This window comes from Lactobacillus taiwanensis DSM 21401, assembly GCF_001436695.1.
GTDB lineage: Bacteria > Bacillota > Bacilli > Lactobacillales > Lactobacillaceae > Lactobacillus > Lactobacillus taiwanensis.
Genome location: NZ_AYZG01000020.1, coordinates 42,053 through 58,361 on the forward strand (window position 1 = coordinate 42,053; position 16,309 = coordinate 58,361).

Consider the following 16,309-nt stretch of genomic DNA (forward strand, 5'->3'; position numbering starts at 1 on the left):
AAATGGAAAATATATAAATAAAAATAGAATAAAAGAATGTAAGAAAATAAAGTTTTATCAAATAATCAAAAAAAGCTTGAGTTTACTCAAGCTTTTTTTATACCCTTAGTAATGAGTATATAATTGACAAATGTTAAATATTTGTCAACAAATCCATTTATTAAGGAACATCTAAATGAAAAGTTTATTTTTTCGCTTGTACTTATGGGGAATGAGTTTCCTTGCAAGTCTTCGACCAATTAAAGAAAAGAATATTGTAGTTTTAAATGGCTCAGGTAGATCGGGTTCAAACGGCTATTTATTTTATAAATATATTAAGGCAAAACATCCTGACTATAACATTACTTTAGTTGAGCCTTGGCCATCTTCTCACTTATCTTGGGAAACTTGGAAAAAAATTGGTACTGCTAAATATGTGATCACCACTCATCAACCTTTTAAAGCGCGACGAGGTCAAGTTAATATCCAATTCTGGCATGGCGTACCTTTGAAGCGAATGGGCTTTATGGCGCATAATACACGCTATCGTGATAATAAGCGTAACCAAAAGCTATGGCATAAAAATGCGGACCTGGTAACTTCAAGCTCCGATCTCTATGAAAGTTTAATGAGTGCTTGTATGGCAATTGAAGGTAAAAAATATCAAAAACTAGGTTTCCCTAGAATTGATTACATTGATCAACCAGCAATTTCTAAGGAAAAATTACTAGCAGATTTATTTAAAACTAAGGATGATCAGGCACAAATAGGAATCTATATGCCAACTTTTCGCTATGAGTTAGAAGATAAGTTCGTTATGGAAGAAATAAAACAAGGTAATTATTTTGCTTTTCAAGATTTTGATCCTTATAAATTAAATGATGCTTTAAAAGCAAATCATCAGTATTTAATCGTGAAACTTCATCCTTATGAAATGCGGATGTTTAAAGATTTAAATAGTTACTTCTCAAATATTGCGTTCTTAAATAATAGTTATTTATTTGAAAATGATCTTGATTTATATGAACTGCTCGGAAATACAGATTTCTTAATTACAGATTTCTCATCAATTTATTTTGATTACCTGCACTTGGATAAGCCAATTATTTTTATTACTAATTATTTAAAACAGTACGAGAAAGTACGGGGCTTATTGTTAAGTCCATACGAAGATGTTACGCCGGGACCTTGTGTTAACTCACAAAAAGAACTTCTGCAAGTTTTGAGACATCCTGATGATCATCAATACAAAAATCAGCGTTTTGATTGGCGTGAGTTGATTGATGAAGTTGACTATCTTGATTCTTGCGAACCTATCTTTAATTACATGACAAAGAAGCTTTAGAGGAAAAAGTAGTGAAGCGAACTTTTCTTAATATTTTATATAATGCGGTCTACCAGATTTTTCTAGTTTTAGTACCGTTAATTACCGTTCCATATTTGTCTCGAGTTTTAGGACCTAAGACTTATGGTATTTATGGCAGTGTTAATAATACTGTACAGTTTTTAATGGTATTTTGTACTTTGTCAGTTTCTTATATTGGAATACGAACTGTTTCTCGAACTAGGACTTATGGAACACCGCAAGAATTGACTGATGCTTTTTGGGGCCTATGGTATTTTCAGGCAATTGCCGGATTAGTTACGATTTTAATTACGTTGTTAATTACTAACATTTTTCATATTCAATATTGGAACTATTTGATCTTAATGGTGCCATATTTAATCTCGGCACAAGTTGATATTTCATGGTTTTTTCAAGGATTAGCAGATTTTGGACGAGTGGTTTTAAAAAATACTGCTGTTAAATTAGCAAGTGTAGTTTTGATCTTGCTATTAATTAAATCACCAGCTGACCTTTGGAAGTACTTTTTAATTATGTCAGTTTCAACTATGCTAGGGTCATTTGTTTTTTGGCTTGATATACATCGCTATGTTGGTAAACCGGTTAATCATTTTTATAAATATAAAACTACGATTGTTTCTATCATTACCTTGATGATTCCACAGATTGCTACACAAATTTATACCTCACTTGATAAGCCGATTTTGGGCTTCTTTAGCAATTCAACGCAGGTTGCCTTTTATGATAATTCGCAAAGGATTTCTAATATGATCTTGGGAGTAATTACTAGTATTTCTTTAGTTATCATGCCAAAAATGGCTAGTGAAGAAAAAGAAACGCAAAAAGTTGTTTTAAAAAAGTCTCTTGAGGCAACGACAATGCTTGGTACTTTATTTGCGGTAATTATTATGGCTAACACTAAGCAGTTTGTACCATTTTTCTTTGGTAAAAAGTTTATTCCGATGACTCCTTTAATGTTTTTCTTTACCTTAACGATTATTATGATTCCTATGGGAGGAGTATTTGCTAACCAATTTGCGCTAGCTAATCGGAGAGACAAGGAATATGCAATTCCAGTAGTTATTGGTGCAATTATTGAAGTTATTTTAGCAGCGCTGCTCGACCGACCATATGGAGCTAGCGGGGCAACTGTGGCAATTTTGATTACAGAGTTTGTAGTCTTAATTTTACGACTTTGGATTGTGAGAGATGATTATAATTTTAAAGAAGCTTTTTATGATGTACCTAAGTATTTCTTAATTGGGATAATCACTTTAATTGCTGGTATGTTCATGCCTAACTTGATTAATTCAAGCTTTTTAAATATGGCAGTCAAGTCGATTTTAATGTTGATTATTTATGCAGTAATTATGTTTATAATGAAGTTGGACTTTAATCAAGATATTGCAGATTTTATTGCACGCTTTCTTAGAAAGGTAAAAAGATGATCCCTAAAAAAATTCACTACGTTTGGGTAGGGCATAATCCGAAGTCGCCATTAATTGAGGAATGTCTTGCAACTTGGAAAAAGAAATTGCCTGACTATGAAATTATTGAGTGGAATGAAGATAACTTCGATATGCATGAGAATTGTTATCTTGAAGAAGCGTACCAGGCTAAAAAATGGGCTTTTGTGTCTGATTATATCCGGGCTCGTGCGATTTATGAGCAAGGCGGAATTTACTTAGATACAGACGTTAGAGTTCTTAAAAAATTAGATCCACTTTTAAGTAATCAAGCTTTTATCGGCTTTGAAAACAACGACTACTTATCAGCTGCTATTTTTGGTGCAGAAGTACATCATCCCTTTATCAAAGACATTCTCGATTACTACCAGGATAGAGAGTTTACTTTTGATAAAAATAATCAAATGGCTGGTGTAAACAGCTTGTCAGTGACTGATATTTTAAAAGGGAGATACGGCCTAAAAACAGGTAATTATGAACAAAGATTAAAGGCTGGCATTCATGTCTATCCAGATCGTGTTTTGTGTAATCCTAGTAAAGACTCATATTCAATTCACTTGTTCACGGGTACTTGGATAGATGGACAAGAGACAGTAAAGCAAAAAATTGTAATGGCTTTAAAGAGAAGAATCTCTTCTCCAAAACAGGCTAGTTTATATCAAAAATTAATTCGAAAATGAATCAAGAAGAGTTACAAAAATTAGTAGAAGAAATTTCGTTGAAATATTTTCATGTGCCGTTTAAGTATGAGGTCAAAATTAATAATCGTATGACAACTACTGGAGGAAGATACTTTCTTAATGATCATCATATTGATATCAATGGTCATTTTTTAGAAGAAAGATATCGCTCAGATCTTATTGGAATTATTAAACATGAATTAACGCATTATCATTTACATTTAGCAGGTAGAGGCTACCAGCATCGAAATCGTGATTTTAAAAATCTTCTAGCTCATGTTGGTGGCAGTCGATATGCACCAGATCTTGGCTTAAGGCGTAGACAGAAGAAAAAATATATTTACGAATGCGAAAATTGCCACCTTCAATATCCGCGTGTTAGAAGAGTCAATACGCGGAAATATCGATGTGGTAAATGTGGCGGAAGACTAGTCTTAGTAAAGAAAAATAAATAAAAACCAAAAATCCATTTGCTAAAAGAAAAATTATCTGGTATATTAGTTAAGTACCGCGGGCGTGGCGGAATGGCAGACGCGCAAGACTAAGGATCTTGTGATCGCTTTTAGATCGTGGAAGTTCGAGTCTTCTCGCCCGCACTACTAAGAAAAGGAAGTCGCAAATGCGGCTTCCTTTTTTGCTAAAGTTAAAAATTAATAAAGCAGGAAAGACTATGATTAATAAAAAAACTTTTAGAATTGCCATTAGTGCTATTTTTATTGCAATTATTTTAGTTCAAACATTTGTCCCTTATATTGGCTATATTCGCATTTTACCGGGCTTACCTTCAATTACGACGATACCTTTAACAGTTGCTTTAGCAGGTTGTTTAATGGGAGCAGGCTTTGGTGCATCAATTGGTTTATTTTGGGGTTTATTAAGTTTATTTGTTGCTTATACGCAACCTGGCGATATTGTCAGCATGCTTTTGTTCCGAAATATTTTTATTGCATTAGTTCCACGTACAGCTGCCGGTTTTATTGCCGGTATGATTGGTCAAGCCGCAAAAGATGAATCAAGGCTTCAAAAGACAGTTGTTTATACAATTGCCGGCTTATGTACTTCGCTTGCTAATACCTTACTGGTAATTGGCATCACTAGCTTGTGGTTCATGAATAATCCAGCTACTTTACTGCAAAGTTTAGGTCAAACTCAAAATTCTGCTCCTTTAATTGCAATTTTATTAAGTGTTTTAGGCGTTAATGGTGTTGTAGAAGCAATCTTTACTGCTGTTCTTACTCCAGCAATTGCAATGCCTTTAAAGCAAGTAATGAAAAGGAAGATGAGTTAAGATGCCACGTAGACGCCGTCAAAAAAATATTCAATACGTAATTGTAAGAGCATTTTCTATTTGCTTTACTTTGGTAATAATTTTATCGGGATTTTTGTATTGGCGTCATCAGGTCGTGACTAATGAAAGATTACGACAAGAGCAGTTAGAAAAAGAACGCTCTCTTCAAAATAAGGAAAACTTTATCAAGGTAGTAGCTCCAATTGCTCAAAGAGCCGATAAACCTTATGGACTTTTTCCTAGTGTCACGATTGCCCAAGCGTGTTTAGAGAGTAACTTTGGTCAAAGCGAACTCTCTAAAAAATACAATAATTTGTTTGGTGTAAAGGGAACGGATCCTAATACAAGTAAAGAGTTGACTACTTCTGAATTTGTGAATGACCACTGGGAGACGGTAACGGGACGCTTTCGTGTATATGAATCTTACGACGAATCTATCCAAGCTCATACACGTTTATTTGTAAATGGAACAAGCTGGAATAGAAATCAATATCAACATGTTTTAGTGGCTAAAGATTATGCTAGCCAGGCGCAAGCTCTAGAGACAGATGGCTATGCAACAGATCCAGGTTATGCTAAAAAGCTTCTTGATTTAATTAAAGAGTTTAATTTAACACAATATGATTAATTCCAAAACAACGATAGTTAAGTTAAAAGCTATCGTTGTTTTTTGTTATAATAGACAAGTCTATTTTAGTGTTTGAGTAATTAAGAAAAGGAAGAAGCAATGAGCGAAGAAACAATTCTTGCAGGATTAAATCCTCAGCAGAAAAAGGCTGTGCAGTGTACTGAAGGTCCACTTTTAGTAGTTGCTGGAGCTGGTAGTGGAAAGACATCAGTTTTAACACGTCGAATTGCCTATTTAATTGAAGAAAAAGGCGTTGCACCATGGAATGTTTTAGCCATTACTTTTACTAATAAGGCAGCTAGCGAAATGAAGGAGCGTGTTCAAAAGCTCTTAGGACCAGCTGCTGATAGTGTTTGGATGTCTACCTTTCATGCTTTGTGCGTTCGCATTTTACGCCGAGATGCAGAAAAAATTGGCTATTCAAACAATTTTTCAATTGCAGATTCTGCAGAGCAGTTGACTTTAATTAAGCGAATTGAAAAAGATCTTAATATTGATCCTAAATTGTATGATCCAAAAGCAATTTTAGGTGCTATTTCTAATGGGAAAAATGATTTGCTTACTCCTAAAAATTTTAAAGAACAAGCAGCCAGTCCTTTTGAAAAAGTAACTGCTCAAATTTATGCAGAATATCAACACCGTTTAAAGCGTGATCAAATTATGGATTTTGATGATTTGATTATGCAAACTTTAATTTTATTCAAAAAAGATAAAGAAACGCTTCATTATTATCAAAATAAGTTCCGCTATATTCTAGTAGATGAGTATCAGGATACAAATGAAGCTCAATATCAGCTTTGTGTTGCTTTAGCTGCTCAATATAAAAATATTTGTGTTGTTGGGGATGCTGATCAATCTATTTATGGTTGGCGCGGAGCCAACATGGAAAATATCCTTAACTTTGAACATGATTATCAAGATGATGAAGTTAATACAATTAAACTAGAACAAAACTACCGTTCCACTGGCCATATCTTAGATGCAGCCAACTCAGTAATTAAAAATAATCTGAAACGTAAACCTAAGAAACTTTGGACTGATAAAGGCGCTGGCGATAAAATCAATTATTACCGTGCTCAAAGTGGAAATGATGAAGCACTGTTTATCATTTCAAAGATTAAAGAAGAAATAAAAGAACATCAAAGAGACTACAAGGATTTTGCTGTTCTTTATCGTACCAATGCTCAATCACGTAACGTCGAAGAAGCTCTAGTTAAAGCTAATATTCCGTATCGGATTGTTGGAGGACATAAGTTCTACGACCGAAAAGAAATTAAAGATATTTTGGCTTATTTAAAAGTTGTCGCAAATCCTGCTGATTCAATGAGTTTCAACCGAATTATTAATGTACCAAAACGTGGTTTGGGTCCAACTACGATGGCTAAGTTTAACGGTTTTGCTAATGATAATGACTTTACAGTAGAAGAGACTTTTAAGAATTTGAGCTTAGCACCAATTACGGGTCGCCCAGCTAGAACGCTAGCTACTTTTGGAACGGCCTTAAAAGATGCAATCGAATATAGTAAGACGCATGGTGTAACAGGTTTAACGGAAAAAATATTAGCTGATTTCGGCTACAAAGAAGCTTTAGAAAATGAACACACAATTGAAGCAGATACTAGATTAGAAAACTTAAATGAATTTCTGACTGTTACTAAGCGTTTTGATGATAATTATGAGCCCGAAGATGAAGATTCAACTGCTTTAGGTGATTTTCTTTCAGAAATCTCACTTTTAAGTGATCAAGATGACTTGGAAAACCAAGATAATCAAGTTGCCTTAATGACACTCCATGCAGCTAAAGGACTAGAATTCCCAGTTGTTTTCTTGGTAGGAATGGAAGAAGGCTTATTCCCACTTTCAAGAGCAGCAAGCGATCCAAGCGAGCTTGAAGAAGAGAGACGTTTAGCATATGTAGGAATTACGCGTGCCGAAAAGAAACTTTACATCACTAATGCTTTTTCTAGAATGATGTATGGCCGTCCGCAACGTAATCAACCATCACGCTTTATTGATGAGATTGAAGATAAGGATTTAGAATTTGTTAACCCAATGCCATCTAATTCTGTCATGTCTGTTCCTTTTGCTAAAAGTAGCGAGAGAGCAAATTCTCAAGTTTATCGAACAAAAGTAAAAATTGAAACTGCTAAAAAGGCAAGCGGTGCTGTCGGTGCTGATAAAAAGTCTTGGAATGTTGGAGATCAAGTATCTCATAAGGCTTGGGGTAAAGGTGTTGTAGTAAAAGTTAATGGTACTGGTGAAGACATGGAATTAGATATTGCCTTTGCTAGCCAAGGTGTAAAACGCCTTTTAGCTGCCTTTGCGCCAATTAAAAAGATATAATTGAAGTAAAAGCAGTTTGATTCAGAGAAGGACTAAATGATGACAGTTTTAACTCATACTCAGGCTTCTCAGAAAGTCGATGAATTAAGAAAAAAGCTCAATAAATGGGCTGATGATTATTACGCAAAAGATGCTCCAGTTGTTGAAGATGCAGTTTATGATAAAACTTATCAAGAACTAGTAGAATTAGAACAGCAATTTCCTGATTTGGTAACAGCTGATTCAATTACTCAGCGAGTAGGTGGCGAGATAAAAAGCGATCTTTCTAAAGTTGAACATCCCGTTCCGATGCTTTCAATGGGAGATGTTTTCTCCAAAGAGGAACTTAAAGAATTTGATGATCGGATCACTAAGTTAGTTGGACATCCTGTAGCTTACAACGTTGAATTGAAAATTGACGGCTTATCTTTGTCGCTAGAGTATACTGATGGTAAATTAACTCGTGCTTCTACGAGAGGAAATGGGCGCGTTGGTGAAGACGTTACTGCAAATGCTAAATTTATCAAAGATATTCCACAAACCTTGCCTGAACCTTTAACAACTGAGGTTCGTGGTGAATGTTATATGGAAAAAGAGACATTTGCTAAGTTAAATGCTGAAAGAGATGAAAAGGGTGAGCAAGTTTTTGCTAATCCTCGAAATGCTGCTGCAGGTTCTTTAAGACAATTAGATGCTCGAATCACTAAAAAAAGAAATTTAAGTACTTTTATTTATACGTGGGTTAATCCACCAAGAAATATTACAAGCCAACATCAAGCGATTGATGAAATGAATCGATTAGGATTTCATACTAATCAGTCTGGACAACGCTTTGAATCAATGGATGAAGTATTTAAATTTATTGATGAATATACCGCTAAACGTAATGATTTAAGTTATGGGATTGACGGAATTGTTTTAAAGGTTGATGACTTAAGTTTACAAAATGACTTAGGAAATACTGTGAAAGTACCACGCTGGGAAATTGCATATAAGTTTCCACCTGAAGAGCAAGAAACAGTAGTGCGAGAAATTGAATGGACAGTTGGAAGAACTGGAGTTGTAACGCCAACTGCAGTGATGGATCCGGTTCAACTTGCAGGAACTATTGTGTCACGAGCTTCTTTACATAATCCAGACTACCTGAGAGAAAAGGGAGTAAGAATTGGCGATACCGTTAAGTTACATAAAGCTGGAGATATCATTCCAGAAATTTCTAGTGTCGTTTTAAGTAAAAGACCTAAAGATAGTAAGCCTTATGAAATTCCAAATGTTTGTCCTTCTTGTGGTGAAACTTTAGTTCATTTACAAGATGAAGTAGCTCTTCGTTGTATTAATCCAATGTGTCCTGCTCAAGTTGAGGAAGGAATTATTCATTTTGCTTCACGTGGAGCGATGAATATCATGGGCTTGGGACCTAGAATTGTAAAACAGTTAATCGATAAAGGATTTGTGAATGATGTAGCTGATCTATATCACTTAACTAGTGAACAATTAGGTCAATTAGATCATTTTAAGGATAAATCAATTACGAACTTATTATCTTCTATTGAAAATAGTAAACGAAATTCTGCTGAATTATTACTGTATGGCTTAGGAATTGATCATGTCGGTGCTAAAGCTGCTAGATTAATTTTGGAAAAATATAAAAATTTGGAAAAGGTTAGTCAATTAACAGTGCCAGAATTGACAAGTATAGATACAATAGGAGAGACGATTGCGGAATCGTTAACAGCATATTTTAATCAGCCTAGTGCACAAAAACTCTTACAAGAGTTACGTGATAGTGGATTAAATATGGAATATTTGGGAACAGTTGAAGAAGAAGCACCAGATAATTTCTTTAAAGAAAAGACTGTTGTTTTAACTGGAAAATTATCTGACTTTACAAGAAGTGAATTTACCAAAAAGCTTCAAGATCTTGGAGCAAAGGTTACGGGCTCGATATCTAAGAAAACTGATTATCTAATCTATGGTGCAGATGCTGGTTCTAAAAAAGATAAAGCTGAGAAACTTCAAGTTCCGATGTTAACTGAAAAAGAAGCAATTGCAAAAATTGAGAAATAAGAAGGATAAATAAATTGAAAAGATTTTTGCAAATAGCATTGCTAGTAGCAACTGGTTTAAGTTTAAGTGCATGTGGCAATTTAAAAAATTCTGATCTTGCCAATAACCCTACAACTTCAACTACAAAGAAAAAGAGCTATCAAACAACTAGTACAAGTAAAAATGGTTATAATGTTCTTTTAAAAGATGGTGAATATGTAACTAGTCCAATTGAAGGAATTACGGAAAATACTGGTGATAACAATGTAGATAGTCGTGCTTTAGAATCTGGATTAATTGACTTATCTCATAATACTTTTTCAAGTAGTAAGTATGTTTTTCAAGAAGGGCAAAAAATTTCTGTTACTGATGCCACTGATTGGCTAGGAAGAAAGTCTAAAAGCAATCCAGAAGGCCTAAATGCAGAAAAAAGTACCAAAAAGAATTCGTATAATCCAATTATTTTAGATCAAATTTTAGAACAAGATTTTTTGACTAAATCTAATTCTAGTTACAAAATGGATGGTATGAGTGTTGGGCTAGCTCTTAATTCAGTGGATTACTATCAAAAAACTAAAGACGGTGCCCAATATCATAAAGATATTTCTCGTGCAGAACAAGAAACTTTTGGTAAAGAAGCAGCTAATAAGTTAGTTTCTTACTTACGTAAAAAGAAGGGATTAAAAAATATCCCAATTTTGGTTGGACTTTTTAGTAAAACCAGTAAAGATTCTCTTGTAGGTGGAAATTACTTTGCATATGGAATTGCTAATGCAAATAGTAGTAAAATAAGTGATTGGAAAACAGTCAATAATCGTAGTCAAGTGCTACCGACTGTTGGAAGTGAAAAAGCAATCAATTCTACTGATGCAGCTTCATTTAGTGATTTTAAAGCAGCTATTCAAGGTTACTTTCCTAATATTAGTGGGGTAACAGCGACTGTTCATTATCAAAATAAAACTTTGACACAAATGAACATTACTGTAACTACCCAATTCTTTGGTTATGCGCAGATTGAGAGTTTTTCAAGACTTGTATTGTCAGCTGCTAAGAAGTATTTACCTAAGGATGCACCAATAGAAATTAAGATTAATTCTGTTAATGACACGCAGGCATTAATCGCTAAGAATTCCGCAGACGATAGTTATTATGTCCACGTCTTTGGCGGTGAATAGGAGGCAAATGGTGAAAATTACAAAAGATGAAATCAATCACGTTGCAACACTATCTCGACTTGAGTTTGGTGAAGACGAAATTGATAAGTTTACTGAACAAATGGGTGACATTATCAATATGGCACATCAATTAGCTGAAGTTGATACTGAAGGAGTTCCCGAAACTGTTCAAGTTGTTGATCGAGAAACTGACTTTAGAGAAGACAAACCTGAACATTGGGAAAGTCGTGCAGAATTAATGAAGAATGTTCCTGAAAAAGCTGATGGCTTCATTAAGGTGCCAGTAATTATTGATAAGGATGATAATGAATAATGAATTACTTAAATGAAAACATTGACTCATTAAATAAAAAATTACAAGATGGCGAAATAACAGCTGAAGACCTAGCTAAGGAAACAGTTAAGAACATTAAAGAAACTGACAAGAAGATTAATGCTTGGATTACTGTGGACGAAGATGCAAAGCCAGCAGAAGATTTGGATTTTGCAAAAAATAAATTAGCTGGTATTCCAATTGCAATTAAGGATAATATTATTACCAATGGTATGAAGACGACTGCTGCTAGTCATATTCTTTACAACTACATACCAGTTTATGACGCTACAGTAATTAGCAAGTTGAAAAAGGCGCAAGCTACCTTTGTTGGTAAGACTAACATGGATGAATTTGCAATGGGTTCATCAACTGAACATTCTTACTATGGTGCAACTCATAATCCATGGAACTTAGATAAAGTTCCTGGTGGTTCGTCTGGTGGTTCTGCTGCAGCAGTTGCTAGTGGTGAAGTAGTTGCAGCTCTTGGATCAGATACAGGTGGTTCTATTCGTCAACCAGCAGCTTTTAATGGTATTTTTGGTATTAAACCAACTTACGGTAGAGTTTCACGTTGGGGTCTTATTGCCTTTGGATCTTCATTAGACCAAATCGGTGTAATGAGTAAGCGTGTTAAGGATTCAGCTGAAGTATTAAACGTAATTGCTGGTCCTGATGAACATGATGCTACTGTTTCGGAAAAAGAAGTACCTGACTTTACTAGCTTTTTAGGTCAAGATGTTAAAGGTTTACGCGTAGCTGTTCCTAAGGAATACATGGACGCTGTTGATGGCGAAATGCACGATGTTATTCAAAAGCAAATTGATGTCTTAAAGGATGCAGGTGCAATCATCAACGAAGTTTCATTACCACATACTAAGTATGTTGTTCCAACCTACTACATCGTTGCTTCTAGTGAAGCTTCCTCAAATCTTCAAAGATATGATGGTATTCGTTACGGCTATCGTGCAAAAGATACTAAGAACTTATTAGATGTTTATGTAAAATCAAGAAGTGAAGGTTTCGGTGAAGAAGTTAAGCGTCGTATTATGCTTGGTTCATTTGCTTTGTCAGCTGGTGCATATGACGAATTCTTTAAGAAGGCTGCTCAAGTTAGAACCTTAATTTGCCGCGACTTTGAAAAGATTTTTGAAGAAAATGACGTTATTGTTGGACCAACTACTACTGAACCTGCATTTGGTATTGGGGAAGAAGTTTCTGACCCAATTAAGATGTACAACAACGATCTCTTAACTATTTCAGCTAACTTGGCTGGTATTCCAGCAGCTAGTGTTCCAGCAGGTTTAGTTGATGGAATGCCTGCTGGTCTTCAAATTATGGCTAAGCGTTTTGATGAAGGTAATGTATTTAAGGTTGCTGACTTCATTGAACGTAATAACAAATTCTACGAAAAAACACCTACAGGAATGGAGGATTAATTAATGAATTTTAAATCGACTATTGGTCTAGAAGTCCACTTCGAATTAAAAACAAAGAGTAAGATTTTTTCTCCATCACCAGTTACTTATGGTGCTGAAGCAAACACTGAAACAAATGTTATCGACTGGGCTATGCCTGGTGTCTTACCTCGTTTAAATAAAGATGTTTACCGTCTTGGTATTATGGTTGCTTTAGCAACTCATTCACATATCTTGCCTGTAACTCACTTTGACCGTAAGAACTACTTCTACCCAGATAACCCTAAGGCTTACCAGATTACGCAATTCTTCCAACCACTTGCTCGAGATGGTTACATCGAAGTTGAAGTTCGCGGAAAGAAGAAGCGCATTGGTATTCACGAAATGCACATCGAAGAAGATGCTGGTAAGAACACTCACGGAGCTAACGGTTATTCATACGTTGACTTAAACCGTCAGGGGGTTCCTCTTCTTGAAGTTGTTTCTGAACCTGATATGGAAGATCCAGAAGAAGCTTACGCATACTTGACTAAATTACGTCAAATTGTTCAATTTACTGGTGCATCTGACGTTAAGATGGAAGAAGGTTCAATGCGTGTTGATACCAACATTTCTATCCGTCCTGCTGGTCAAGAAAAGCTCGGTACTAAGGTTGAAATGAAGAACTTGAACTCATTTGACCACGTTCGTCGCTCTCTTGCTTATGAAGAAAAGCGTCAACAACAAGTACTTCTTTCTGGTGGCAGAGTTCAACTTTCTACTCGTCGTTTTGATGAAGCTACTGGTAAGACCGTCCTAGAACGTGTTAAGGAAGGTGACGCAGACTACCGCTACTTCCCAGAACCAGATATTGCTCCTTACCACATTAAGCAAAGTTGGATTGATGAAATTGCAGAAAGCTTACCTGAATCACCATTTGAACGTCGCAAGCGCTACGTTGAAGAATATGGTATTAAGGAATACGATGCAGATGTTATTTTGCAAACTAAGGAATCAAGTGATTTCTACGATGCTGCAGTTGAAGCAGGTGCTGATCCGACCTTAGCTGCTAACTGGTTAAACACTCAAGTTAATGGTTACTTGAATGAAAATCAAGTTGGTATTGTAGATATTAAATTGACTCCGGAACACCTAGCTGAGATGATCAAGATGATTAAAGATGGTACTATTTCATCTAAGATTGCTAAGAAGGTCTTTAAGGAATCAATTGAAAACGGAACTGATCCTAAGAAGTACGTTGAAGACAAGGGCATGGTTCAATTATCTGATGTTTCTGTTCTTGGGCCGATGGTTACTAAGATTGTTGACGATAATCCACAATCTGTTGAAGACTTTAAGAATGGTAAGGATCGTGCAATTGGATTCTTAGTTGGTCAAATCATGAAACAAACTCGTGGTAAGGCTAACCCTAAGGTTGTTAACCAATTGCTTAATAAGGAACTTCAAAGTCGTTAATCATTTTAGGGAGGCGAAAGGCGATGACGAAAAAGGCAAGATTAATTTATAATCCTGTTTCAGGTCATGAGCAAATGCTTCAAAATGTGGCAGATATTTTAAATGTGTTAGAACAGGCTGGTTTTGAAGCCAGTGCTTTTAGAACTACGCCAGAACCTTTGTCTGCTCAAAATGAAGCAAAAAGATGTGCCCTAGCTGGCTTTGATTTACTGGTTGGTGCTGGTGGAGATGGAACAATTAACGAAGTAGTTAATGGGGTTGCTTCATTAGAAAAAAGACCAAAGCTTGCAGTTATTCCAGCTGGTACAACGAATGATTTTGCTCGAGCATTGAAGATTCCAAGAGATAATTTAGTCGATGCCGCTAAAGTAATTCTGACTGGTAAAACGCAAAAGATGGATATTGGGCGTGCTGGTAAGCAATACTTTATGAATATTGCTGCTAGTGGTTCATTAACTGAATTGACCTATGGCGTTCCTTCAGAAGTAAAGTCAGTATTAGGCTATAGTGCATATCTACTTAAAGGCGCAGAAATGTTGCCCAAAATAAGTAGCAACAAGATGCGGTTGACTTATGATGATGGTGTCTATGAGGGAGACTTATCAATGTTTCTTTTGGGGATGACTAATTCAATCGGTGGTTTTGAACGTATCATGCCTGATGCGCAATTATCTGATGGTTTGTTCCAGTTAATCGTGGTTAAAACCGCAAATCCAGTAGATGTTTTACGGTTGATGGCAATGGCCCTAAATGGAAATCATGTTAATGATCCGCAAATTATCTACACTAAGACTAAAAATTTGAAAGTAGAATTATTAGGTGAAAGTAAAGATAAGGATCCGATTCCTGTGAATCTAGATGGTGAGATTGGTGGTCATTTACCAATTGATTTTGAAAATCTAAAACAGCATATTGAATTTTATATTGGTTAATATAAAATAGAGACTAATAATTTGTTAGTCTCTATTTTTATTGGAGAAGAAATGAAAAAATTCATCCATAATTTAAGTACAGATGTTAATGGAGTTGCTGAATGGGCAATCATTTTTTACACTGTTTTTCCCTTAGTAGGCTTTATTGCTAGTCTTGTGTATTTAATAAGAAAAGAAAAAATTAAAGCTAATGCGGTGTTCTTTTATGCATTAATGGGGTTATTGATAAATGTGATTTTCTATATGATTTTTGGAAGATAGGGGTAATTTATGGCAGTAAAACTAATTGCGGTAGATTTAGATGGAACTTTACTAACTAGTGGAAATACGATTTCACCTGAAACTCTGAGAACTTTACAAGTGGCACATGGGATGGGAATTAAAGTGGTGCTTGCTTCTGGTCGTCCTCTCTCTGGAGTAATGCCTTTTGAAACTCAATTAGGACTTGAGGGGCCAGAAGAATATGCAGTTGTCTTTAACGGCGCAGTTGTACAGGACTTGTCCGGAAAAGTTCTGATGAGTCAAGAGATGAACTATCGTGATTTTGAAGTAATGCTTCGCTTGCAGAGACTTGCTCACGTGAATTTACACTTTGAAACAACTGAACGTTTTTGGACTTTAGATCGTGATCTTTCAGTACAAATGCAAATTAATGCTGCTTTAACTAATAATGAAATTAGAGTTCGTGAACGTAAAGAAATCCCACAAGATTTTACCTTTAACAAGGTTGGATTTACTTGTGCAAAAGATAGTGATCAAATTGAAAAACTATGGAATTCTACTCCTTATTGGGCATTTGAATCATACGATATTGTTAGAAGTTTAGATAACTGTATTGAACTAAATGGAATTGGGGCTTCAAAAGGAAATGCTTTAATGGATCTAGCTCAACGTTTAAAGATTAGTCCAGAAGATGTCATGGTCTTTGGCGATCAAGGTAATGATGTTTCTATGTTTGAAAATCCAAGCTTTAAGAAAATTGCGATGGGAAATGCAATTGAAGATATTAAGGAAAAGGCTGATTTCGTAACCGATGATAATAATCATAATGGCATTGCAAAAGCTCTTAAAAAGTTTGTGATTTAAAAGAATTTATGAAAGCTTTTTATAAAATTAATAGATAATAAAGTACACCAATCTGAAAAATTAAAACTTAATTTGACTTAAAAAATTTTTTTAGAAAGAAAAATACTGATATATCATCTTATGATCCGTACCGTGTCAAGTAGACAGTTAAAATATATAAAATGATTGATGAACCA

Annotated in this window: 15 protein-coding genes and 1 tRNA gene; all 16 read left to right on the top strand. The window is 35.1% G+C overall.

Translation table 11 applies throughout. From position 1 onward, the window contains the following. The first annotated feature begins 175 nt into the window (after positions 1–175). Complete coding sequence (locus FD18_RS04195) at positions 176–1,324, top strand: CDP-glycerol glycerophosphotransferase family protein (RefSeq protein WP_057718772.1); 1,149 nt, start codon at positions 176–178, stop codon at positions 1,322–1,324. 11 nt (positions 1,325–1,335) lie between these two features. Further along, on the top strand, positions 1,336–2,772 hold the full coding sequence (locus tag FD18_RS04200; protein WP_057718773.1) for an oligosaccharide flippase family protein: 1,437 nt from the start codon (positions 1,336–1,338) through the stop codon (positions 2,770–2,772). After that, complete coding sequence (locus tag FD18_RS04205; RefSeq protein WP_057718774.1) at positions 2,769–3,470, top strand: glycosyltransferase family 32 protein; 702 nt, start codon at positions 2,769–2,771, stop codon at positions 3,468–3,470. Before FD18_RS04200 ends, FD18_RS04205 begins: the two co-directional genes overlap by 4 nt. Next, the gene (locus FD18_RS04210) at positions 3,467–3,925 is read left to right on the top strand and encodes a SprT family protein (protein ID WP_057718775.1); all 459 of its coding nucleotides are present in this window, start codon (positions 3,467–3,469) and stop codon (positions 3,923–3,925) included. Before FD18_RS04205 ends, FD18_RS04210 begins: the two co-directional genes overlap by 4 nt. 55 nt (positions 3,926–3,980) lie before the next feature. Beyond that, a tRNA-Leu gene (locus FD18_RS04215) sits at positions 3,981–4,066 on the top strand. A 74-nt stretch (positions 4,067–4,140) separates the two neighbouring features. Further along, complete coding sequence (locus tag FD18_RS04220; RefSeq protein ID WP_057718788.1) at positions 4,141–4,758, top strand: ECF transporter S component; 618 nt, start codon at positions 4,141–4,143, stop codon at positions 4,756–4,758. 1 nt (position 4,759) lies between these two features. Next, on the top strand, positions 4,760–5,386 hold the full coding sequence (locus tag FD18_RS04225) for a glycoside hydrolase family 73 protein (RefSeq protein ID WP_057718776.1): 627 nt from the start codon (positions 4,760–4,762) through the stop codon (positions 5,384–5,386). A gap of 99 nt (positions 5,387–5,485) precedes the next feature. Beyond that, positions 5,486–7,729: a DNA helicase PcrA gene (gene pcrA, locus FD18_RS04230; protein ID WP_057718777.1), complete on the top strand. Its 2,244-nt coding sequence runs from the start codon at positions 5,486–5,488 to the stop codon at positions 7,727–7,729. 39 nt (positions 7,730–7,768) lie between these two features. After that, a complete protein-coding gene (ligA, locus tag FD18_RS04235) occupies positions 7,769–9,775 on the top strand; it encodes an NAD-dependent DNA ligase LigA (protein WP_057718778.1) in 2,007 nt (668 codons plus the stop codon). Between the two features lie 14 nt (positions 9,776–9,789). Further along, positions 9,790–10,929 carry a CamS family sex pheromone protein gene (locus FD18_RS04240; RefSeq protein WP_057718779.1) on the top strand — a complete coding sequence of 380 codons (1,140 nt, stop codon included), beginning with the start codon at positions 9,790–9,792 and terminating at the stop codon, positions 10,927–10,929. Between the two features lie 10 nt (positions 10,930–10,939). After that, positions 10,940–11,242 carry an Asp-tRNA(Asn)/Glu-tRNA(Gln) amidotransferase subunit GatC gene (gene gatC / locus FD18_RS04245; RefSeq protein WP_003646851.1) on the top strand — a complete coding sequence of 101 codons (303 nt, stop codon included), beginning with the start codon at positions 10,940–10,942 and terminating at the stop codon, positions 11,240–11,242. After that, a complete protein-coding gene (gatA, locus tag FD18_RS04250; protein WP_057718780.1) occupies positions 11,242–12,681 on the top strand; it encodes an Asp-tRNA(Asn)/Glu-tRNA(Gln) amidotransferase subunit GatA in 1,440 nt (479 codons plus the stop codon). Before gatC ends, gatA begins: the two co-directional genes overlap by 1 nt. 3 nt (positions 12,682–12,684) lie before the next feature. Then, positions 12,685–14,115 (top strand): Asp-tRNA(Asn)/Glu-tRNA(Gln) amidotransferase subunit GatB, encoded by a 1,431-nt coding sequence (gatB, locus tag FD18_RS04255; protein WP_057718781.1) that lies wholly within the window; start codon positions 12,685–12,687, stop codon positions 14,113–14,115. Between the two features lie 23 nt (positions 14,116–14,138). Next, positions 14,139–15,047, top strand: coding sequence for a diacylglycerol kinase (locus FD18_RS04260; RefSeq protein WP_057718782.1), 909 nt, complete (start codon positions 14,139–14,141; stop codon positions 15,045–15,047). Between the two features lie 51 nt (positions 15,048–15,098). Beyond that, positions 15,099–15,308 (top strand): hypothetical protein, encoded by a 210-nt coding sequence (locus tag FD18_RS04265; RefSeq protein WP_057718789.1) that lies wholly within the window; start codon positions 15,099–15,101, stop codon positions 15,306–15,308. A 9-nt stretch (positions 15,309–15,317) separates the two neighbouring features. After that, positions 15,318–16,133, top strand: coding sequence for a Cof-type HAD-IIB family hydrolase (locus FD18_RS04270; RefSeq protein WP_057718783.1), 816 nt, complete (start codon positions 15,318–15,320; stop codon positions 16,131–16,133). Positions 16,134–16,309 lie beyond the last annotated feature (176 nt).